Source organism: Corynebacterium otitidis ATCC 51513 (assembly GCF_000296405.1).
GTDB lineage: Bacteria > Actinomycetota > Actinomycetes > Mycobacteriales > Mycobacteriaceae > Corynebacterium > Corynebacterium otitidis.
This window is the reverse complement of sequence record NZ_JH815195.1, coordinates 125,789-145,333: the sequence shown is the minus strand read 5'-3', so window position 1 is coordinate 145,333 and position 19,545 is coordinate 125,789. Positions and strand designations below refer to the sequence as shown.

Sequence of the window (19,545 nt, the reverse complement as noted above, 5' to 3'; positions counted from 1 at the left end):
CGAGCCTTTCCACTGTGACCGGGATTCGGTGAGAGACCCCTCGCGCGGCAGGTCCGCCCCGGCCCCGCGGCGGCCGCGCGGCCGGCCGGGAACCGAAACAGAGAGATCCCTCATCTTCAACATGAGGATACACTCGGAAACGCTGCGCCCGGCAACCGCGGCGCCGGCGCGCCGGGGTGCGGATACGCGAAGGCCGGGGCGGGGAGGATCGGGGCCAAAGCGACGGTCGCGTTCGGGCCCCGGCAGCCTCCCCGCCCCGGCCGTGAAGACGGTGGGCGGGCCGCGCCGGGCGGGCTCTACTTGGAGCGCTCGCGCTGGAGCTTCTCGCGCAGCTCCTCGCGGACCTTGCGGCGCGAGATCTTGCCCGCGAAGTCCCGGTTGAGCTCCTCGAAGTGGTAGAAGGTGCGCGGCACCTTGTAGCGGGTGAGCCGCTCGCGGGCGTAGGCCTTGAGCCCCTCCGGGTCGAGCGCCGCGCCCTCGCGAAGCGTCACGCACGCGACGACGGACTCGGAGCCGTCCTTGCGGGGCAGCCCGACGACGGTGATGTCGTCGATGTCGGGGTGCTCGCCGATCGCGGCCTCCACCTCGGCGGGGTAGACGTTGAACCCGCCGGTGATGATGACCTCCTTGATGCGGGCGATGAGCTTGACGAAGCCGTCCTCCTCCATGACGCCCACGTCGCCGGTGCGGTACCAGCCGTCCTGGAAGGACGCCTCGGTGGCCTTCGGGTTGTTGAGGTAGCCCTTGAAGACCTGCGGGCCCTTCGCCTGGACCTCGCCCTCCTCGCCGAAGCCCAGCTCGCGCGACGGGTCCTCCGGGTCGGCGATGCGGATCTCCGTGTCGGGGAAGGGGATGCCGACATACCCCGGGCGGCGCTGCTCGGTCATGGGGTTGCCGCAGATGATCGGGGCGGTCTCGGTGAGCCCGTAGCCCTCGACGAGCAGCCCGTGGGTCATCGACTCCCAGCGCTTCACCGTGCTCACCGGCAGCGTCGAGGCCCCCGAGAAGGAGTTGCGCACCCCGGTGATGTCCACGCCCGCCTCGTCGGCGGCGCTGGCGATCTTCTCGTAGAGCGTCGGCACGCCCGGCACCCAGGTCGGCGTGTGCTTCTTCATGATCCTCAGCAGCAGCCCCATGTTCGGCGCGGGCACGAGGATGAGCTCCCCGCCGATCAAGAACGCCAGCGTGAAGTTCATCGTCATGCCGTAGGCGTGGAACGCCGGGATCGCCGCGAGCATCCGCTCGTCGCGCTCGCCCAGACCCGGCACCCAGTACTTGCCCTGGAGGATGTTCGCGAACAGGTTCCCGTGGCTGAGCTGCGCGCCCTTCGGCGCGCCCGTCGTGCCCGACGTGTAGAGCACGAGGGCGATGCTGTCGCGGGTGACAGACTCTTCCGAGACGATGTCCGAGCCGTCGCCGCCCAGCGAGGAGGACAGCAGCACCTCCCACGGCAGGGTGTTCGGCGCGGGCTCGGTGATCTTCGAGCGCAGCGAGCGGATCTTCGGCAGCGGCAGCTTGAGCGCCAGCCGGTAGGCCCTAGGCATCGCGTCGAGCATGTTCACCGCGACGATGGTCTCCAGCTCGGAGCGCTCCCTAATCGCCTCCGCGACGCCGGAGGCCTTGTCCCACACGATCGCGACCCGCGCGCCGTGGTCCTTGAACGGGCCGACGAGCTCGTGGGCGGTGTAGAGCGGGTTGTGCTCCACGACCGTGGCGCCCAGCTTGAGCACCGCGTAGAACGCGACGACGTGCTGCGGGCAGTTCGGCAGCGCGATCGCCACCCGGTCGCCCGCGCGCACCCCGAGGGCGCGCAGCCCCGCGGCCGCGGCGCGCACCTGGCTATCGACCTCCTGGAAGGTCTGCGTGCGCCCGAAGAACCACGTCGCCGGCTTGTTCGGGTTGCGCGCCAGGTTGTTGTCGTAAACGTCGAGCAGCGTCGTCTCGCCGTAGTCGAGCGCGTGCGGCGTCCACTCCGGGTAGTGCTGGAGCCACACCGCGTCCTTGCTTACCGCCATGGTCTTCTCCTTTATTTACGCCGCATAAAAGGACGTGTCCTCGTCGAGTTCTTTTCGGGTGCCGGCGGGCGAGGCCGGGCGACCGGCCTCGCCGGCTAGGCGCCGGGGACGCGGGCGCGCCGCGACCGCCATCGTAGCGGGCGCATAATAACATGAGCCCTCGGTCATATTCTCCCGGCGCGCCGGGCGGATAGCATGAGGCCATGCGCGTCGCGATGATCTCCATGCACACCTCCCCGGTCGCCCAGCCCGGCGCCGGGGACGCCGGCGGCATGAACGTCTACGTGCTCTCCAGCGCCAGGGAGCTCGCCCGCCGGGGTGTGGCGGTCGACGTGTTCACCCGCGCGACCCGCCCCAGCCAGGGCGAGGTCATCGAGCTTTCCGAGAACCTCCGGGTGATCAACATCGTCGCCGGGCCCTTCGAGGGGCTCACCAAGGAGGAGCTGCCCACCCAGCTCGCCGCGTTCGCCGGCGGGATCGTCATGTTCGCGCGCTACAACGACCTGTCTTACGACGTGGTGCACTCCCACTACTGGCTCTCCGGGCAGGTGGGCTGGCTGCTGCGCGACCTGTGGGAGGTGCCGCTCGTGCACACCGCGCACACGCTCGCGGCGGTGAAGAACGCGCACCGCTCCGCGGGCGATGCCGCCGAGTCGAATGCGCGGCGCATCTGCGAGCAGCAGCTTGTCGACAACGCCGACCGGCTCGTCGTCAACACCGCCGAGGAGGTCGGCGACCTGCGCCACCACTACGACGCCGACCCAGGGGTTATCGACATCGTCGCGCCGGGCGCGGATGTTGAGACGTTCAGCCCGGGCTCGGGGCGTTCCACGGAGCGCGCGCGCCGCGAGCTCGGCGTGCCGCTCAACGCGCGGGCGGTGGCGTTCGTCGGGCGGATGCAGCAGTTCAAGGGGCCGCAGGTGCTCATCCGCGCGGTCGCGCGCATCGCCGCCGAGCGCCCGGAGCTGCCCGTCGTGGCTCTTATCTGCGGGGGCGCGTCGGGTGCGGCGGCGACCGCCTCGTGGTGCCAAGACCTCGCCGCCGAGCTGGGCGTGAGCTCTAGGGTGCGGTTCTTCGAGCCGCGCCCCCCGGAGGAGCTCGCCGAGGTCTACCGTGCCGCGGACCTTGTTGCGGTGCCGAGCTACAACGAGTCCTTCGGGCTCGTCGCCTTAGAGGCCCAGGCCACCGGCACGCCGGTGGTCGCAGCACGGGTGGGCGGGCTTCCCACCGCGGTCGCGGACGGGGAGTCGGGCGTGCTCGTCGACGGCCACGACCCAGAGGACTGGGCGGCGGCGATCGGCGGGCTGCTCGCCGCGGACTCGACGCGCGCCGCGATGGGCAGGCGCGCCCGCGCGCATGCGAAGCGCTTCTCGTGGGCGGCGACGGCCGCGGGGCTCGAGGAGACCTACCGCCGCGTGCTCGATCGCCGGCGCCCCTCGTTCACCGACCGGCGGGCCAGCGGGTCGGCCGGCGCGTAGCGTGGCATGCTTGGTACCATGACTACTTCGAAGCCCGGCACGCTCGTCCTGCTGCGCCACGGGCAGAGCCAGTGGAACGCCACGAACCGGTTCACCGGCTGGGTGGACGTCGACCTCACCGAGAAGGGCGAGGCCGAGGCCGCCCGCGGCGGCACGCTGCTCGCCGCGGCGGGCATTAGGCCCGAGCGGGTGTTCACCTCGGTGCTGCGCCGCGCCATCAAGACCGCGAACATCGCCTTGGATGCTGCCGACCGGCTGTGGATCCCCGTGGAGCGCAGCTGGCGGCTCAACGAGCGCCACTACGGCGCCCTCCAGGGGCTCAACAAGGCCGAGACCAAGGAGAAGTACGGCGAGGAGCAGTTCATGGCCTGGCGCCGCAGCTTCGACACCCCGCCGAACCCCATCGACGAGGCCAGCGAGTACGCCCAGACCGACGACCCGCGCTACGCCGGCCTCGATGAGGTGCCCGCCACCGAGTGCCTGAAGGACGTCGTCGCCAGGCTCGTGCCCTACTACGAGAAGGCCATCGCCCCCAGGCTTTCCGCCGGCGAGACGGTGCTCGTCGCCGCACACGGCAACTCGCTGCGCGCGCTGGTCAAGCACCTCGAGGGCATCGGCGACGACGAGATCGCCGGGCTTAACATCCCCACCGGCATCCCGCGGGTCTACGAGATCGGCAGCGACGGCAAGCCCCAGGGCGAGGGCCGCTACCTCGACCCCGAGGCCGCCGAGGCGGGCGCCGCGGCCGTCGCCGCGCAGGGCGGCCAGTGATCCTCGCCCTGGCGAGCGCCTTCATCCTGGGCGTCGTCGCGGCCGGCGCGCTGGCCCCGGCGCTGCGGCGCGCGCGTCGCACCCTCTCCGGCGGCGTCGACCGCGTGGACGTCAACCGGGTCACGACGATCAGCCAGGTGCTCCACCTCGTCGTCCAGGGCTCGCCCACCGGCGTCGCGGTCGTCGGGCGCGACGGCTCGATCCTGCTGTCCAACCCGCGCGCCCACGAGACCGGAATCATCCACGGCTCCGAGATCCACCCGGAGATGTGGGACTACGCGGAGCTCGCGTGGGAGGACCACGACGAGCACGTCCTCAACGTGAAGATGGACGGCAGACGCGCCGGCTCCCGGGTCGTCGCGGTGCGCGCCGTCGTCAAGCCGCTCACCCCGGTCGACGACCGCTTCGCGGTGATCTACTCCACCGACGAGTCGGAGAACACGCGCATGGAGGCCGCGCGCCGGGACTTTGTTGCCAACGTCTCCCACGAGCTCAAGACGCCCGTGGGCGGCATGGCGCTGCTCGCGGAGGCGCTCACCGGCGCGGCCGAGGACCCCGAGCAGGTCGACTACTTCGGCCAGCGGCTCCACCGGGAGGCGCTTAGGCTCTCCGACCTTATTACCGAGCTCATCTCCCTCTCTAAGCTGCAGGGCGCGGAGGCGCTGCCCGACATGCAGCCGGTGCGCGCCGACGACCTCGTCGAGGAGGCCATCGCCCGCAACCAGCTCGCCGCGGAGAGCCAAGGAGTCTCGCTCGTCTCGGGCGACGAGTCGGGCGCCTGGGTCAAGGGCGACAAGTCGCTGCTCGTCACGGCGATCTCGAACCTCATCTCGAACGCGCTGCACTACTCGAAGGACGCGCTGCCGGTCTCCATCACCCAGGAGGTCGTGCCCAACCCCGAGCGCGCCGAGGGCCGCGGCGCGGCGGAGCCCGCCCGCGAGGGGATCCTCGACACCACCATCGACTCGGACGAGATCGTGCGCATCAGGGTCACCGACCGGGGCATGGGCATCGCCCCGGAGAACAAGCGCCGCGTCTTCGAGCGCTTCTTCCGCGTCGACAAGGCCCGCTCCCGCTCCACGGGCGGCACCGGGCTGGGCCTGGCGATAGTCAAGCACGTCGTCGCGAACCACGGCGGTAACATAACCGTGTGGTCGAAACTGGGCACAGGGTCGACCTTCACCATCGAGCTTCCGATTTACCACCCGGAGGGCTCGGGCGAGGAGCGCCAGCTCGAGCCGGCCACCGGCGCGCCGGCGCGCCGGTCGGGGATACGTCGAAAGGACACAACCGAATGACCACGATTCTCATCGTCGAGGACGAGGAGTCACTCGCCGATCCGCTCGCCTTCCTGCTCGGCAAGGAGGGCTTCGAGACGGTGCTCGCGCCCGACGGACCCACCGCGCTAGAGAAGTTCGCCGCCGAGGACATCGACATCGTCCTGCTCGACCTCATGCTGCCGGGCATGTCCGGCACGGACGTGTGCAAGCGGATCCGCGCGACCTCGGACGTGCCGGTCATCATGGTCACCGCCCGCGACTCGGAGATCGACAAGGTCGTCGGCCTCGAGCTCGGCGCCGACGACTACGTCACCAAGCCCTACTCCTCCCGCGAGCTCATCGCCCGCATCCGCGCGGTGCTGCGCCGCCGCCAGGCGCCCGCCCCCGTCGAGGACGAGGGCGACTACGAGGAGGTCCTCGAGGTCGGCCGCGTCGCCATGGACATCGACCGCCACACCGTCACCGTCGACGGGGAGGCGGTGAACATGCCGCTCAAGGAGTTCGACCTCCTCGAGTACCTGCTGCGCAACCCCGACCGGGTGCTCACCCGCAGCCAGATCATCGACCGGGTGTGGGGGCCGGGCTACCTCGGCGACTCGAAGACCCTCGACGTGCACGTCAAGCGCCTGCGCTCGAAGATCGAGGCCGACCCCAAGCACCCCGCCCAGCTGCTCACCGTGCGCGGCCTGGGCTACAAGTTCGAGAGCTAACAAACCGGCGGCGCCGCCCCGGGGCGCGGGCGAGCCCCTGGGCGGCGCATATATATAGGTATCCCCGCGTCGGCGCGGCGCGCGCCCGGGCAGAGAGGGAAAGCGGGGCCCGCTAGCCCGCCTGTCGGCGGCGCAGCGCCTCGCGGGTCGCGGGGTGGCCGGGCACAAGCTCCTCGGGGTCCGCGCCGCCGGCGATCGCCTGGCGGCGGCGCCGCTCCCGGCCCTCAAGCCGCCCGGCGAGCAGCTCGAAGGCGTCCTCGCCCATGAGCGCGCGCAGCTCGTTTTCCTGGCTGCGCCACACCGGCTCCTCCCCGACGTGGCAGGCGGGGTCCGCGGTGCAGTACCAGTCGAAGTCCTCCCCGCCGTCGCCCCACGAGCGGCGGTCGTACTCGCCGATCGTCGTGCGCAGCACCTCCCGGCCGGCGAGGTCCTCCCACTCCTCGGTGCGGCGCAGCGGCAGCTGCCAGCACACCTCGGGCTTCTCGACGGTGATGTCGAGGCCCTCCTCGAGGCACCACTGGTGCAGCGCGCAGCCGGCGCCCGTTCCCCAGCCGGCGCGGTTCGCGAAGATGCACGCGCCGCCGACGACCCTGGTCTTCAGGGCCGGCTCGGGCTCGCCGTCGTCCCCGTCGAGCTCGTCCCACTCGAGCCACGGCTCGAGCTCCGGGCCGCGGCCCGCGAGGAACTCGTCGGTCTCGGCGGGGCGGTTCTGCCAGAATTTCTTCGGCATCCGCCGCACCGAGTCCGCGAGCTGCTCCCGGTCGGCCTCGTCGGCCATGAACGCGCCGTGCACGCAGCAGCCCGCGTCGGGCTGCGCGGCGTCGATGCCGGGGCAGGCGGGCGTGCCGAACTGGCACTGCCAGTGCGACTCCAGCCAGGTGAGGTCGACGCTGAAGAGGTGGTCCTCGTCGGCGGGGTCGGTGAACTCGAACCACTCGCGCTCCACGTCGGGGTGGGTCTCCCGGCCCGCCTCGACGGCGCGGGCGGCACGAGTGCCGGCCGGGAAGCCGAGGAATACGGTGTGCGGGCGTGGCGGATTCACACCCCGAAAGGGTAGACCGTCTAGGCTGATACGCGTGCGACTGGGTGTAGTGGATGTGGGCAGCAATACTGTCCACTTCGTGGCGGTGGACGCCGAGCCGGGCGGCCGGCCGACGCCGATGAACGACTGGAAGACGTCGCTTCGGCTCGTCGAGCTCCAGGACAAGCAGGGCCGCATCAGCCAGAAGGGTATCAAGAAGCTCTGCCGGGCGGTCAAGGACGCCAAGGGCCTGTCCGAGGAGACCGAGTGCGGCGAGTTCCTCCCGTTCGCGACCTCGGCGATCCGTTCGGCGAAGAACTCCGCGGAGATCCTCGACGAGGTCGAGGAGCAGACCGGGGTGCGGCTGCAGATCATCTCCGGGGTCGAGGAGGCCCGCCTGACGTTCCTCGCCGCCCGGCGCTGGTACGGCTGGTCGGCCGGCCGGATACTAGGAATCGACATCGGCGGCGGCTCCCTGGAGATCGCCTCCGGCTCCGAGGAGCTGCCCGACGCCGCGTTCTCCCTCGACCTCGGGGCCTCGAGGCTCACCCACGAGTGGTTCGACACCGACCCGCCCGAGCGCAAGCGCGTCAACGAGCTGCGCGACTACATCGACGAGCAGCTCGCCGGGCCGGCGAAGGAGCTCGCTAAGGTCGGCCGGCCGCGTGTGGCGACCGGCACATCGAAGACGATCCGCACGCTCGCGCGCCTCATGGGCGCGGCGCCCTCCTCGGCGGGCCCGTTTGTTGCCCGGGAGCTCACCGCGCCGGGGTTGCGGCAGCTCATCGCCTTCCTGTCCCGGATGTCGGCCGCGGACCGCGCCGAGCTCGAGGGGGTGAGCTCGAACCGCTCGCACCAGATCGTCGCGGGCGCGCTGGTTGCCGAGGCGACGATGCGGGCGCTACACCTAGATAAGATCGACATCTGCCCGTGGGCTCTGCGCGAAGGCGTCATCCTGCGACGCATCGACAAGGGTCTGGAATAAGGAGGAAAGGACTCCATGAGCGACGACAAACAGCTCACCGTCGCCGAACTCCTGGCGAAGTCCGGGAAGTCGGAGGGCTCGTCCTCGCGTTCGCGGCGCCGCCGCCGCGCCGAGGACGGGGGCGTCTCCGTCGCCGAGCTCACCGGATCGCTGCGGGCGGTCGACAAGAAGCCCGCCGAGTCGCGCCACTCCTCCCGGCCGATCGACGAGGAAAACCCCGACCAGCCGGCCGCCCCGGCCGGCCACGAGCGCGCCGAGTCCCCCGAGCCCGAGGCCGAGCAGCGCCCCGACGAGGCTGCCGAGCGGGAGCCCGCCCAGGCCGAGCCCGCCGAGCTGCGGGACGAGCCCCAGGCGGGCGCCGCCGAGCGCGAGGCGGAGCCGGAGGCCGAGGAGCCGGCCGCGCCGACCCCGGCCGGGGACGAGCAGACCGAGGCCGACGAGCCCGAGGACGCGGCCGCCCCGAGCGAGGACGAGACCGCGGTCATCCCCGCCGTGCCGGCGGACGCCGAGGGCGCCGCCGGCGAGGCCCCCGAGGACGAGGCGCAGCAGGAGCCCGCCGAGGAGGAGCCCCGGGTCGAGGACGAGCCCGCCGACCGGAGCCCCGAGGACACCGAGACCGGCGTCATGCCCGCGGTCGACGCGCCCGCCCCGGAGCGCCGCCGGGGCCAGCGCCCCGCGTCCCCCGAGGCCGACACGGACGACAAGGACGACCAGCCCGCCGGCGGGCCGTGGGGGGCGTTGCTCCTCACCGTCGCGTTCGTCGCCGTCGCCGTCGCCGTGTTCTTCGGCTTCGAGCAGCTCTGGCAGACCGACCTCCACAACGCGATCATCGCCTCGCTCGGGCTCGTGGTCTCCGCGGGCTTCGTCGCGGTCGTGCACTTCCTGCGCACCTCCCGCGACGGGGTGGCGATGCTCTTGGCAGGCGTCGTCGGCCTCGCGGCGACGTTCCTGCCGCTCGTCTTCGTCTAGCCCCGCGAACTCCACTCGAGGCCCACACCGAGGCCCCGCCCGCCGCTTCCGGCTGGCGGGGCCTCGGCGCGTCTGGGGTCGCGCTCTCCCCGCGCTGCTCGCCGCGTCCGGGCCTGAGCTGCTGGGCTTCGCCCTCGACGGGGGCGGGCGGGTTTCGGCAAGATGGGTGCCATGACTTCTATCGCAGTGCTAGGTGGCGGAAAGATCGGCGAGTCGCTCATCTCCGGGCTCGTGAAGAGCTCCGAGGTGAACGCCGGCGACATTAAGGTCTCCAACCGGCGGCAGGAGCGCGCCGACGAGCTCTCGGAGGCCTACGGCGTGACCACGACCCTCGACAACGCCGAGGCTGTCGCGGGCGCGGACGTCGTCTTCGTCGCCGTGAAGCCCCCGAAGGTCGCCGGCGTCCTCGAGGAGGTTGCCGGCGCCCTGAAGGAGGCAGGCAACCCGGTGGTCGTCTCCCTGGCGGCGGGCATCGGCCTCGACGCGCTCCAGGAGCCCGTGGCGGAGGGCACCCCGGTCGTGCGCGTGATGCCCAACACCCCCATGATGGTGGGCCGCGGCGTGTGCGCGGTCTCCCGGGCAGACAACGTCAGCGACGAGCAGCTGACGCTCGTCGAGGACCTCCTCTCGACCGTCGGGCGGGTCGTCGCGGTCGACGAGGCGAACATGGATGCCGTCACCGCGCTGTCGGGCTCGTCGCCCGCGTACATCTACTTGGTCGCCGAGTCGCTCATCGACGCGGGCGTGCAGCTCGGCGTGCCGCGCGCGCAGGCCGTCGAGCTCGTCACCGGCGCCGTTGCCGGCGCGGGCGACATGCTCACCGGCTCCGGCGACGGTCCCGCCCAGCTGCGGATCAACGTCTCCTCCCCGGGCGGCACGACGGTGCACGCGCTGCGCGAGCTCGAGGAGTCGGGTATCCGCGGCGCGTTCTTCCGCGCCGCCGAGGCCTGCGCGGAGCGCTCCGCGGAGCTCGGGAAGCCGGCCGGCAAGGACGACTAGCCCGCGCCCCGCGAGGCCCCCGGGCCCCACGGGCCGCGGGGGTGCTCGCGCGTCACTCTGGCCCCTCGCGCCGGCCGTGGCGGCCGCGATGGGCTATCGTTATGGTTGTTAAAGAATGAGTGCGCGTGAGTCTGCGGGAGGGGAAGCCTGCAGCGCGCCGCCACCCGGATGGTTAGGAAGCTCTATGGCAAGTGAAGACAAGGGAACGTTCCTCACGGTCGCCGAGGTCGCCGAGATCATGCGCGTCTCGAAGATGACCGTCTACCGGCTCGTCCACGCGGGCGACCTGCCCGCGGTGCGGGTGGGGCGGTCGTTCCGCGTGCACGAGAAGGCGGTCAGCGACTACCTCGACTCGTCGTTCTACGAGGCGGGCTAAAAGCTAGGCTTTTAAGGAGCGATCCCCACCGGGGGCGGGTTGTCGGCACTGCCGGCAGCCCGCTAAGCTTATAGTTCGTTTCTCGCCCGGCGCCGCCGCGCGGCAGCGGGGCGAAGGTGCAAGCCCTAGTCGAGAGTGAAGCGAGGACATTCCATGGGTTCCGTGATCAAGAAGCGCCGCAAGCGCATGGCGAAGAAGAAGCACCGCAAGATGCTGCGCCGCACGCGCGTGCAGCGTCGCAAGCTGGGCAAGTAAGCCCCACACGCCCTGGACGCCGCCGAGGATCCACTCCGGCGGCGTTTTTCGCGTCTCTAAGGCCCAGGCCCGGGGAGGCGTCGCTGCGCAGACCCGCGCCCCGGCGGCGGGCCGTGGGGCGGGGGAGCGCGCCTAACCTAGCGGTGGCGCCGGGACGCGGCCCGGGCGAGGCGGCCCGCCGCGCCGCGTAAGACCCCGCGCGCCCGCCAGCCCGCGATGCTCAACGTCGCGCCGGCGAGGCCCACCGGGCCCCAGGTGCGCAAAGCCTTGCGGACGTTGCGGTAGTCGCGCACGAGCCAGTCGTTTTCCCCGGCGAGGCGGCGCAGCTTCTTATCCGGGTTGACCGCGACGGCGGTGCCGACCATGGAGAGCATCGGCACGTCGTTGATGGAGTCGGAGTAGGCGGTGCACTCGTCGAGGTCGAGCTGCAGCGCGTCGGCGAGCGCGGCGATCGCGTGCCGCTTGCCGGATCCGTGGAGGATGTCGCCCTCGAGCCGGCCGGTGAACCGGCCGTCCTTGACCTCCGCGACGGTGCCGAGCGCCCCGGTGAACCCGAAGGTGCGCGCGAGGATCTGGCCGAGCTGCACGGGCGTGGCGGAGACGAGCCACACCTGCTCGCCGGCCTCGATGTGGCGCTCGCCGAGCTCCTTGGTGCCGGGGAAGGCCTTGTACTGCATGTGCTCCTCGACGATCTCCTCGCACAGGGAGACGAGGTCGTCGACCTTGAGGCCCTCGATGAGGCGCAGCGCCATCTCGCGGCCGTCGGCGACGTCGCGGGCGATCTCCTTGCCGGCGATCTGGTAGCGGGCGTTCTTGATCGCCATGGGGATGATGTCGCGCAGCTTGAAGTAGCCGCGGTGGTAGAGCCCGTAGGCGAGGCGGGTGAGCGAGGAGCCGTGGATGAGGGTGTTGTCGATGTCGAAGAACGCCGCCCTCGTGCCGCCGTCTGTGGGCGGGCTCCAGTCGCCGGCGGCGCGCAGCGCGCCGTGCACGGAGCGCGCGCCGGCGCGGAACTCGTGGAAGTCCACGCCGTAGAGGTAGGTGAGCGCCTCGTCGGCGGCGGCGAGCCCGGCCTCTTCCTGGGATTCCTCGTCGATGGGCGGCAGCGCGTTGGAGCTTAAGTAGCGGCGCAGGTGCCCGCGGCTCGGCGACCACCAGGCCACGAACTCCTCGGGGGAGTCCGGGAACGGCTGCGGTTCGGGTCTGGTCACCGGGGCATCAGAGCTTCCTATAAGGGGTCGCGGGCGGGCCGGCCGCCCGCCGCGGGGGTGGGGATAGATCGACCCCGATTCTAGGCCGCGGGCGCGCCCGCCGCCGCCGGATCGGGCCGCCCGCGGCGCTAGGCTTTAGAGGCGATGAGCAACCACGACGACGCCGCCCAGGTCCCCGCCGGCTGGCCCGAGGAGCGCCGGGCGAGGCCCGGGGCCCGCGAGGTCGAGCTCATGGTGCGCGAGTCGTGCGGCTCCTGCCACCGCGTCGCCCACCAGATCGCGCCCGTCGTCGCGGCCGCGGGCGCGGGCCTCACCATCACCGACGTCGATAGCGATGCTGCGCTCGAGGTGGAGTTCGGCGACCGCGTGCCCGTCGTCCTCGTCGACGACGAGGAGTTCGCGTGCTGGGAGGTTGACAATGATGAGTTAGCGCTGGCTTTGTTGTAGGCCCAGGTGGGCGCCATTAAGCTGGCGGCAACCCGGCGGGCGGCTACATCGCGGGACGGATCGCGTGGTCAACCACAGGATGGAATGCCCGCCCGCGCCCCGGCCGGTTCGGGGCCAGACGACCACGCCGACTTTTTAGGCACCCCGGTCCCGCGCACCTGCCTAGGCAGAAAGCGGTGAGCTGACAGTCGTGAACGTCCTTCTCGTGGGAATGTCCTACAAGACGGCGCCGGTGACCCTGCTCGAGGACGTGAGCCTCACCGAGGACGAGGTGCGCCTCGTCTCGGAGCGGCTCAAGGAGAGCGGCGCCGCCGCGGAGGCGATGATCGTCTCCACGTGCAACCGCATGGAGGTCTACGCCGTGGTCAACGGCTTCCACCGCGGCGTGCAGGGCACCGTCCAGGAGCTCTCCGAGGTCTCTGGCTTGAGCCCCGAGACGCTCCGGGACTACCTCTACGTGCGCTACGGCGACGAGGCGGCCCGCCACCTCATGACGGTGTGCGCCGGGCTCGACTCCATGGTCGTGGGCGAGCAGCAGATCATCGGCCAGATCCGGCAGGCCTACCAGGCCGCCGACGGCAACGGCTCGGTGGGCCGCACCCTGCACAGCCTGCTGCAGGCCGCGCTGCGCGCCGGCAAGCGCGTCCACGCGGAGACCGCCATCGACGAGGCGGGCGCCTCCATGGTGAGCTACGCGCTCGGCGAGGCCGCGAGCCTCACCGGCGACGGCGGGGAGCGCCCGTTTAGGGGCCGCAACGCGCTCGTGCTCGGCGCGGGCGCGATGGCCTCGCTCGCGGCGAGCCACCTCGGCAAGATGGGCGTCGAGCGGCTCTACATCGCCAACCGCACCCGCGAGCGCGCCGACCGCCTCGCCGAGCACTCGAGGCAGGCCGGGGTGCCGGCCACGGCCGTGGACTTCGAGCGCCGCCACGAGGCGCTAGGTCCGGTGGACCTCGCGGTCTCCGCGACGGGCGCGGGCCGCTACACGATCACCGCGGGCGACATCCCCGCCGCCCGCTCGAGGGACCTCACGCTCGTCGACCTGTCGCTGCCGCGCGACATCGACGAGGCGGCCGCCCGCATCAGGGGCGTGCACCTGATCAACATCGAGTGGCTGCGCCGCAACGAGGACGGCCGCGACCTGGAGAAGCGCCCCGCCTCGGGGGAGGCGAGGAGGCTGGCCGAGCAGATCGTCGAGGGCCAGGTCCAGGAGTTCTTAGCTAGCCAGCGGGTCCGCGCCATCGGCCCGACGGTCGCGGCGCTGCGCAGCAAGGCCGCGGAGATCTCCCGCGGGGAGCTCGAGCGCCTCCAGCGCCGCGCCCCCGGGCTCGAGGGCGACGAGCTCTCCGAGGTGACGCGCACCGTGCAGCGCGTCGTCGATAAGCTGCTCCACGAGCCGACCGTGCGCATCAAGCAGCTGGCCGCCGAGTCCGGGAGCGTGAGCTACGACACGGCGATCCAGGACCTCTTCGGGCTCGCCCCGGAGGACGCGCCCGGCGGCGTGGCGGTCAGCGCCAGCGAGCTGCCCGCCAGCGACTTTCAGGCCAGGGAGAGGAGCGCCAAGTGACCGAGACCCTCAAGGTGGGCACCCGAGGCAGCGAGCTGGCCCGCACCCAGGCCGGCACGATCCGCGACGCGCTCATCGCCGCGGGCCGCGCCGCCGAGCTCGAGATCGTCACCACGCCGGGCGACGTCAACCACTCCCCGGTGGAGCGCATCGGGGTGGGCGTGTTCACCGAGCGGCTCCGCGAGGCGCTCGTTAACGGCGAGTGCGACGTCGCGGTCCACTCGAACAAGGACCTGCCCACCGCCCCCGACGAGCGCGTCTTCGGCGTCACCCCGACGCGCGCCGACCCCCGCGAGGCGCTCGTCGCGCGCGACGGGCTCACCCTCGAGACGCTGCCTAAAGGAGCGAAGGTGGGCACCTCCGCGCCGCGGCGCGTGGGGCAGCTCGCGGCGCTGCGCCCGGATCTTGAGATCCGCCCGCTGCGCGGCAACATCGACACCCGTATGGGCAAGGTCGACTCCGGCGAGCTCGACGCGGTGATCCTCGCCTACGCGGGGCTCACCCGCGTCGGCCGCGGGGACCGCGCCACCGAGGTGTTGGACCCGCGCCGCTTCGTGCCCGCGCCCGCGCAGGGCGCGCTCGCCGTCGAGTGCCGCTCGGACGACGAGGACACCAAGGAGCTGCTTCGCGGGCTCGTCGACGAGGGCGACGCCGCGCGCGTTCGTGCGGAGCGCGCCGTGCTCGCCCGCCTCGAGGCCGGCTGCACCGCGCCGGTCGGGGCGCTCGCCGTCGCGGATCCGGCCGGGCTTCGGCTGCGCGCCGTCGTCGCCGCGACCGACGGCTCCACCCGCCTCGTCGAGGAGCTCACCGGCCCGCCGGAGCGGGCCGCGGAGATCGGCGTCGCGCTCGCGGAGAAGCTGCTCGACGCGGGCGCGGCCGGTATTATGGCCCCGGCCGGCGACTAGCCGGCGGGCGCGCCCGCCCCGGCGACGAGCGGGGCGCGGGCGGTGTCTATTCGACGATTAAGGGAGCCTCGATGGCGACGGTGCAGCTCACCGAACGGGAACTCACCATCCACCTCGGCTGGTGGGAGAAGCTCGCCGCTAGGCGCTCGCATCTTACGGTGCCGACGAGGAAGATCACCGGGGTGCGCGTCATCGACGACGGCCTGCATCTCCCGGAGGTCGCCACCGCGCACCGCCGCGCCGCGACCCGCATCAAGGGGCTGACCGCGACCGGAACCGTGGTGACCGGCCCCGACCACCGGCGCATCATCTTCGTCGCGTGCCACAAGCGCAGCCCCCGCCGCGCGCTCATCGTCGAGCTCACCAACGCGACCGTCGACGCGATCATCGTCACCGTCGACGACGCCGCGGGCGTGGCGCGCGCCATCTGCGCGGCCGCCGGCCGCGCGCGTGGAGGTTAGGACCGCCGCGGTTTTTCATTTCCCTTTCGCTCTTTTAAAGTGTGGATACCACACCGTGAGGAAGGCGGTTGTATTCGGGTGCCCGGATTCGGGGCGCGCGAATACGGCATCCGGACGAAGCCACGGGCCGCCGCGAGACCACGGCCGTCCCGCCCCGCGCCCGGTAAGCGGCCGGCGCTATGAGGCGGCCTCGCGCGCCCCGGCCGGCGGGCCGGGCCGCCCCCAAGCATGGGCGGCGCCCGCGCCCCGGGCGCCGGGCCACGGCCCCGCGGGCCGCGCGAGTGTCAAAGGAGTTCGAGATAAACAAGCAGATAAGTACGGCACAGACTAGCACCGATGCCCCCCGCCCCGCCGGCAAGGTGGCGTTCGTCGGTGCCGGGCCAGGGAACCCCGATCTGCTCACCGTCCGGGCCCGGGAGATCCTCGCGAACACCGCCATAGCCGTCGTTGACGGAGACGTGCTCGACAGCGTCACGGAGATCATCGCCTCCGCGGTGCCCGTGCCCGAGGAGAAGCTCGAGGCCGCGCGCCGCGACTACGAGCGCTTAGTCGAGGAGGCGAAGGCCTCCGGGGCGCGCCGCAAGCCGCCGCGCCCGCCGGCGCCCACCGCCGCGGAGATCACCGCCGCCGACGCCGCGGAGCCGCCCGAGGAGCGCGCAGCACGCCTCATCGAGACCGCGCGGGCCGGGGAGACGGTCGTGCGCCTCGTCTCCGGGAACCCGCTCACCCGCGAGGCGATCCTCGCGGAGATCAACGCCGTCGCCGCGAGCGGCGTGGACTTCCAGGTCGTGCCGGGCATGTCGCTGCCCTCCACGGTGCCGTCGTACGCGGGCATCGCGCTCGGGCCGACCTACACCGAGACGGACGTCTCCACCGAGAAGGTCGACTGGGCCCGCCTCGTCTCCGCGCCGCAGCCGCTCGTGCTGCAGGCGTTCAAGGAGGACCTCGCCACCATCGCCGGCGAGCTCGTCTCCCACGGCATGCCCGAGGAGACGCCCGCGTCGGTGACGACGCACGGCACGACCCGCCTGCAGCGCACCTTTGATGTCACGCTGGGAACGCTCGCGCAGCTCGACGCGGAGCTCGCGGGCAAGCTCGTCGTGACGATCGGCAGTGCGGTCGACTCGCGCTCGAAGTACTCGTGGTGGGAGAACCGGCCGCTCTACGGCTGGCGGGTGCTCGTGCCGCGCGCGAAGTCGCAGGCCGGCCCCATGAGCGCGCGCCTCGCGGCGCACGGCGCGATCCCCCAGGAGGTGCCCACCATCTCCTTGGAGCCGCCGCGCACGCCCGCGCAGATGGAGCGCTCCGTCAAGGGCATCGTCGAGGGCCGCTACCGCTGGATCGTGTTCACCTCCGTCAACGGGGTGCACGCGGTGCGCGACAAGCTCGCCGAGTTCGGGCTCGACGCCCGCGCTTTTGCCGGGGTGAACATCGCCGCCGTCGGCCAGAAGACCGCCGACGAGGTCCGCTCCTTGGGTCTTAGCCCGGAGCTCACCCCGCCGAGTGACAAGCAGAACCTCCGCGGGCTGCTCGAGGTGTTTCCCACCTTCGTCGAGGACATCGACGCCGTGGGCCGGGTGCTCCTGCCGCGCGCGGACATCGGCAGCGACGCGCTCGTCGCGGGTCTCAAGGAGCTCGGCTGGGAGGTCGACGACATCGTCGCCTATCGCACGGTGCGCGCCGCCCCGCCGAGCGCGGACATCCGCTCGATGATCAAGACCGGCGGCTTCGACGCGGTGGCGTTCACCTCCCCGTCGACGGTGAAGAACTTGGTCGGCATCGCGGGCAAGCCGCACCAGCGCACGATCATCGCCGCGATCGGCCCGTCCACCGAGCAGGCCGCCCGCGACCTGGGCCTTCGGGTCGACGTCGTGCCGCAGGTCGCGGACATGCCCTCGCTTGTCGACGCGCTCGCCGCGCACGTCGCGGCGCTGCGCGCCGCGGGGCAGCTCCCGCCGCCGAAGAAGAAGCGCCGCGCCCGTAAGAAGGCCGAGACCGCCGCGCCGGCCGCGGGGACGAAGACCCCGCAGCCCTCGGGCGGGAAGCCCGCCGCCGGCGCTTAAGTAAGGCCCGCGCGCGGGCGGGCCGCCCGCTACGTTTGATTTGAGGGCCGGCGCCCGCAACAGAGCCCGACCCGGCACGCGTCCCGAGGAGAGGATCGAGGAACTTATGTCGAAGATCATCCGCCGCCGGCCGCGGCGCCTGCGCCAGTCGCCCGCGATGCGCGGGCTCGTCAGCGAGACGAGGCTGCACCAAAGCGACCTCATCCTGCCGATGTTCGTCGCCGACGGGATCGACGAGCCCCGGGAGATCACCTCCATGCCCGGGGTGTACCAGCACACCATCGACTCGCTCCTTAGCGAGGTGGAGCGCGCCGCCGAGGCCGGCGTGCGCTGCGTCGATCTCTTCGGCGTGCCCCGCCCCGAGGACAAGGACGCCACCGGGTCCGCGGGCCTCGACCCCGAGGGCATCCTCAACCGGGGGCTCGCCGCGGTGCGGGAGCGCTTCGGCGACGACGTCGTGCTCATCGCCGATACCTGCCTCGACGAGTTCACCGACCACGGCCACTGCGGGGTTCTTACCGTCGACCGGCTCGGCCGCGAGGTCGTCGACAACGACGCGACCCTCGACCTCTACCGGGCGATGGCGGTGGAGCAGGCCCGCTCGGGCGCGCACGTCGTCTCGCCGTCGGGGATGATGGACGGCCAGGTCGCGGAGATCCGCGCCGCGCTCGACGAGGACGGCGCCGAGGACGTCGCGATCATGGCGTACTCCGCGAAGTTCGCCTCCGCGTTTTTCGGCCCCTTCCGCGAGGCCGTGGGCTCCTCGCTCAAGGGCGACCGGCGCGCCTACCAGCAGGACCCGGCCAACGCCCGCGAGGCGGCCCTCGAGGTGAACCTCGACGTCGAGGAGGGCGCCGACTTCGTTATGGTCAAGCCCGCGCTGCCGTACCTCGACGTTTTGCGCGACACCGCGGCGAACTCCCCGGTGCCGGTCGCGGCCTACCAGGTCTCCGGCGAGTACGCGATGATCAAGGCCGCCGGCGAGCGCGGCTGGATCGACGCCGAGCGGGTCATGGCCGAGGCGGTGCTCTCCATCAAGCGCGCCGGCGCCGACCAGATCCTCACCTACGCCGCGATCGACCTCGCCAAGGAACTCTAGCGGAGTACCACCGGGGCGCCGGGGCCCGGTCGGCTAGGCTGGGCACCCGGCGGGGGCCGATAGCGCCGGCCCCCTTTTTCGTAGCGCCCTCGGCGCGGCGCCGGCTGAGCACGCGGGCCCGCGCGAAGGGGGCGCATTGGCAAGTTTTGTCGTCGACCGTGGGGATGGATCGGACGTGAGCGCCACTCAAGCGACCTCGACCCGGCAGGGCTCGGGACCCCAGGCCCCGGAGGCGGTGTGCCTCGCGGCGCGCCTGTGGGTCGTCATCCTCGTCGTCGAGGTCGCCCACCAGATCGTGCAGGCCACCATGGCGCTGCTCGACATGTCCGGGCCGATCGCCGCGGCCCGCAGCCAGCTCGAGGACGCCGGCGCCGACGTGCCCGGCGACGGGCTGCTGCGCGCCGCCGTCGTCGCCGCGACGCTTATCGGCGCCCTGTTAAGCCTCGTCATCGTCGCCGTCGTCGCGGTCATGCTGCGCATGTACCTCCGCCGCTCGAAGTCCGCCGGCGGCGCGCGCGTCGCGCTGCTCGTCTTCGGGATCTTCTTCGCCGTGCGGCTCGCCGTGCCGCTCGGCGGGGGCGGGGGAGCAAGCGACCTGCACGTGGCGTGGTTCCTCGCCGACGGCGCCCTCATCATCGCCGTGGGGGTGCTCGCCATCGTCGCGACGATCCTCCTGTTCAAGAAGGAGTCCGCCGACTGGGCGCGCCCGGACAGGGCGCGGCGCTAACCGTGGCCGACCCCAAGCCCGCCTCGCTCATCTGGGCGTACCGCCTGCTGCTGGCGACGGCCGTGGCGTTCCTCTTCGCCGCGCTGCAGTTCCTGCTCGCCGGCAGCCAGCCCGCCGGCGCCCCGCGCCGCGACGAGATCATCGTCGGCGTCGCCGCCGCGGCCGGCGGCGCGGTCCTCGCGCTCGTCGCCGGCGGCGTGCGCGCC

General features: G+C 72.2%; 20 protein-coding genes. 17 read left to right on the top strand and 3 right to left on the bottom strand.

Annotated elements, in window-relative coordinates; genetic code table 11:
* Positions 1-296 precede the first annotated feature (296 nt).
* A complete protein-coding gene (locus HMPREF9719_RS08140; protein ID WP_004601516.1) occupies positions 297-2,015 on the bottom strand; it encodes a long-chain-fatty-acid--CoA ligase in 1,719 nt (572 codons plus the stop codon).
* 203 nt (positions 2,016-2,218) lie between these two features.
* On the opposite strand from HMPREF9719_RS08140, the gene mshA reads away from it, so the two are divergent.
* The 4 genes from mshA to HMPREF9719_RS08120 are packed head-to-tail and all read left to right on the top strand — an operon-like array spanning position 2,219 to position 6,254.
* Positions 2,219-3,493: a D-inositol-3-phosphate glycosyltransferase gene (gene mshA / locus HMPREF9719_RS08135; protein WP_004601515.1), complete on the top strand. Its 1,275-nt coding sequence runs from the start codon at positions 2,219-2,221 to the stop codon at positions 3,491-3,493.
* Positions 3,494-3,511: 18 nt separating this feature from the next.
* On the top strand, positions 3,512-4,264 hold the full coding sequence (locus tag HMPREF9719_RS08130) for a phosphoglyceromutase (protein ID WP_004601514.1): 753 nt from the start codon (positions 3,512-3,514) through the stop codon (positions 4,262-4,264).
* The gene (locus HMPREF9719_RS08125; protein WP_004601513.1) at positions 4,261-5,562 is read left to right on the top strand and encodes a sensor histidine kinase; all 1,302 of its coding nucleotides are present in this window, start codon (positions 4,261-4,263) and stop codon (positions 5,560-5,562) included. The genes HMPREF9719_RS08130 and HMPREF9719_RS08125 overlap by 4 nt, the downstream gene beginning before the upstream one ends.
* Positions 5,559-6,254 (top strand): response regulator transcription factor, encoded by a 696-nt coding sequence (locus HMPREF9719_RS08120; protein WP_004601512.1) that lies wholly within the window; start codon positions 5,559-5,561, stop codon positions 6,252-6,254. Before HMPREF9719_RS08125 ends, HMPREF9719_RS08120 begins: the two co-directional genes overlap by 4 nt.
* A gap of 112 nt (positions 6,255-6,366) precedes the next feature.
* On the opposite strand, the gene HMPREF9719_RS08115 is transcribed toward HMPREF9719_RS08120, so the two are convergent.
* Positions 6,367-7,296, bottom strand: a complete 930-nt coding sequence (locus HMPREF9719_RS08115; protein ID WP_004601511.1) for a hypothetical protein — start codon at positions 7,294-7,296, stop codon at positions 6,367-6,369.
* A gap of 34 nt (positions 7,297-7,330) precedes the next feature.
* On the opposite strand from HMPREF9719_RS08115, the gene HMPREF9719_RS08110 reads away from it, so the two are divergent.
* The 5 genes from HMPREF9719_RS08110 (at position 7,331) to HMPREF9719_RS09455 (ending at position 10,859) form a co-directional block, all read left to right on the top strand.
* Positions 7,331-8,260 (top strand): Ppx/GppA phosphatase family protein, encoded by a 930-nt coding sequence (locus HMPREF9719_RS08110; RefSeq protein WP_004601510.1) that lies wholly within the window; start codon positions 7,331-7,333, stop codon positions 8,258-8,260.
* Between the two features lie 15 nt (positions 8,261-8,275).
* Positions 8,276-9,229 (top strand): hypothetical protein, encoded by a 954-nt coding sequence (locus tag HMPREF9719_RS09340; protein ID WP_004601509.1) that lies wholly within the window; start codon positions 8,276-8,278, stop codon positions 9,227-9,229.
* A 171-nt stretch (positions 9,230-9,400) separates the two neighbouring features.
* The gene (gene proC / locus HMPREF9719_RS08100; protein WP_174269537.1) at positions 9,401-10,228 is read left to right on the top strand and encodes a pyrroline-5-carboxylate reductase; all 828 of its coding nucleotides are present in this window, start codon (positions 9,401-9,403) and stop codon (positions 10,226-10,228) included.
* Between the two features lie 184 nt (positions 10,229-10,412).
* Positions 10,413-10,604, top strand: coding sequence for a helix-turn-helix domain-containing protein (locus tag HMPREF9719_RS08095; protein ID WP_004601507.1), 192 nt, complete (start codon positions 10,413-10,415; stop codon positions 10,602-10,604).
* Between the two features lie 153 nt (positions 10,605-10,757).
* The gene (locus HMPREF9719_RS09455; RefSeq protein WP_004601506.1) at positions 10,758-10,859 is read left to right on the top strand and encodes a 30S ribosomal protein bS22; all 102 of its coding nucleotides are present in this window, start codon (positions 10,758-10,760) and stop codon (positions 10,857-10,859) included.
* A gap of 137 nt (positions 10,860-10,996) precedes the next feature.
* On the opposite strand, the gene HMPREF9719_RS08090 is transcribed toward HMPREF9719_RS09455, so the two are convergent.
* Positions 10,997-12,070 (bottom strand): HAD family hydrolase, encoded by a 1,074-nt coding sequence (locus tag HMPREF9719_RS08090; protein ID WP_004601505.1) that lies wholly within the window; start codon positions 12,068-12,070, stop codon positions 10,997-10,999.
* A 231-nt stretch (positions 12,071-12,301) separates the two neighbouring features.
* Here HMPREF9719_RS08090 and HMPREF9719_RS08085 point away from each other — a divergent pair, with 231 nt between their 5' ends.
* The 8 genes from HMPREF9719_RS08085 to HMPREF9719_RS09675 all read left to right on the top strand — a co-directional run.
* Positions 12,302-12,517 carry a glutaredoxin family protein gene (locus tag HMPREF9719_RS08085; RefSeq protein ID WP_038076172.1) on the top strand — a complete coding sequence of 72 codons (216 nt, stop codon included), beginning with the start codon at positions 12,302-12,304 and terminating at the stop codon, positions 12,515-12,517.
* Positions 12,518-12,707: 190 nt separating this feature from the next.
* Positions 12,708-14,084: a glutamyl-tRNA reductase gene (locus HMPREF9719_RS08080; RefSeq protein WP_004601503.1), complete on the top strand. Its 1,377-nt coding sequence runs from the start codon at positions 12,708-12,710 to the stop codon at positions 14,082-14,084.
* Positions 14,081-14,989, top strand: a complete 909-nt coding sequence (gene hemC, locus HMPREF9719_RS08075; RefSeq protein ID WP_004601502.1) for a hydroxymethylbilane synthase — start codon at positions 14,081-14,083, stop codon at positions 14,987-14,989. Before HMPREF9719_RS08080 ends, hemC begins: the two co-directional genes overlap by 4 nt.
* Positions 14,990-15,060: 71 nt before the next feature.
* Positions 15,061-15,450, top strand: coding sequence for a hypothetical protein (locus HMPREF9719_RS08070; RefSeq protein WP_004601501.1), 390 nt, complete (start codon positions 15,061-15,063; stop codon positions 15,448-15,450).
* A gap of 179 nt (positions 15,451-15,629) precedes the next feature.
* The gene (locus HMPREF9719_RS08065) at positions 15,630-17,513 is read left to right on the top strand and encodes a bifunctional uroporphyrinogen-III C-methyltransferase/uroporphyrinogen-III synthase (RefSeq protein WP_004602007.1); all 1,884 of its coding nucleotides are present in this window, start codon (positions 15,630-15,632) and stop codon (positions 17,511-17,513) included.
* Positions 17,514-17,619: 106 nt separating this feature from the next.
* Positions 17,620-18,612: a porphobilinogen synthase gene (gene hemB / locus HMPREF9719_RS08060; protein ID WP_004601499.1), complete on the top strand. Its 993-nt coding sequence runs from the start codon at positions 17,620-17,622 to the stop codon at positions 18,610-18,612.
* A gap of 175 nt (positions 18,613-18,787) precedes the next feature.
* On the top strand, positions 18,788-19,339 hold the full coding sequence (locus HMPREF9719_RS08055; protein ID WP_004601498.1) for a hypothetical protein: 552 nt from the start codon (positions 18,788-18,790) through the stop codon (positions 19,337-19,339).
* A gap of 2 nt (positions 19,340-19,341) precedes the next feature.
* Positions 19,342-19,545: hypothetical protein (locus HMPREF9719_RS09675; protein ID WP_004601497.1), on the top strand; the 204-nt coding region annotated here is incomplete at its 3' end.

Bases quoted from the DNA above. Each gene is read 5' to 3' on its own strand.
- HMPREF9719_RS08120 (WP_004601512.1), top strand. From the start codon at position 5,559: ATGACCACGATTCTCATCGTCGAGGACGAGGAGTCACTCGCCGATCCG.
- HMPREF9719_RS08140 (WP_004601516.1), bottom strand. From the start codon at position 2,015: ATGGCGGTAAGCAAGGACGCGGTGTGGCTCCAGCACTACCCGGAGTGG.
- mshA (WP_004601515.1), top strand. From the start codon at position 2,219: ATGCGCGTCGCGATGATCTCCATGCACACCTCCCCGGTCGCCCAGCCC.
- HMPREF9719_RS08065 (WP_004602007.1), top strand. From the start codon at position 15,630: ATGAGGCGGCCTCGCGCGCCCCGGCCGGCGGGCCGGGCCGCCCCCAAG.
- HMPREF9719_RS08070 (WP_004601501.1), top strand. From the start codon at position 15,061: ATGGCGACGGTGCAGCTCACCGAACGGGAACTCACCATCCACCTCGGC.
- HMPREF9719_RS08085 (WP_038076172.1), top strand. From the start codon at position 12,302: ATGGTGCGCGAGTCGTGCGGCTCCTGCCACCGCGTCGCCCACCAGATC.
- HMPREF9719_RS08130 (WP_004601514.1), top strand. From the start codon at position 3,512: ATGACTACTTCGAAGCCCGGCACGCTCGTCCTGCTGCGCCACGGGCAG.
- HMPREF9719_RS09340 (WP_004601509.1), top strand. From the start codon at position 8,276: ATGAGCGACGACAAACAGCTCACCGTCGCCGAACTCCTGGCGAAGTCC.
- HMPREF9719_RS09455 (WP_004601506.1), top strand. From the start codon at position 10,758: ATGGGTTCCGTGATCAAGAAGCGCCGCAAGCGCATGGCGAAGAAGAAG.
- HMPREF9719_RS08095 (WP_004601507.1), top strand. From the start codon at position 10,413: ATGGCAAGTGAAGACAAGGGAACGTTCCTCACGGTCGCCGAGGTCGCC.
- hemB (WP_004601499.1), top strand. From the start codon at position 17,620: ATGTCGAAGATCATCCGCCGCCGGCCGCGGCGCCTGCGCCAGTCGCCC.
- proC (WP_174269537.1), top strand. From the start codon at position 9,401: ATGACTTCTATCGCAGTGCTAGGTGGCGGAAAGATCGGCGAGTCGCTC.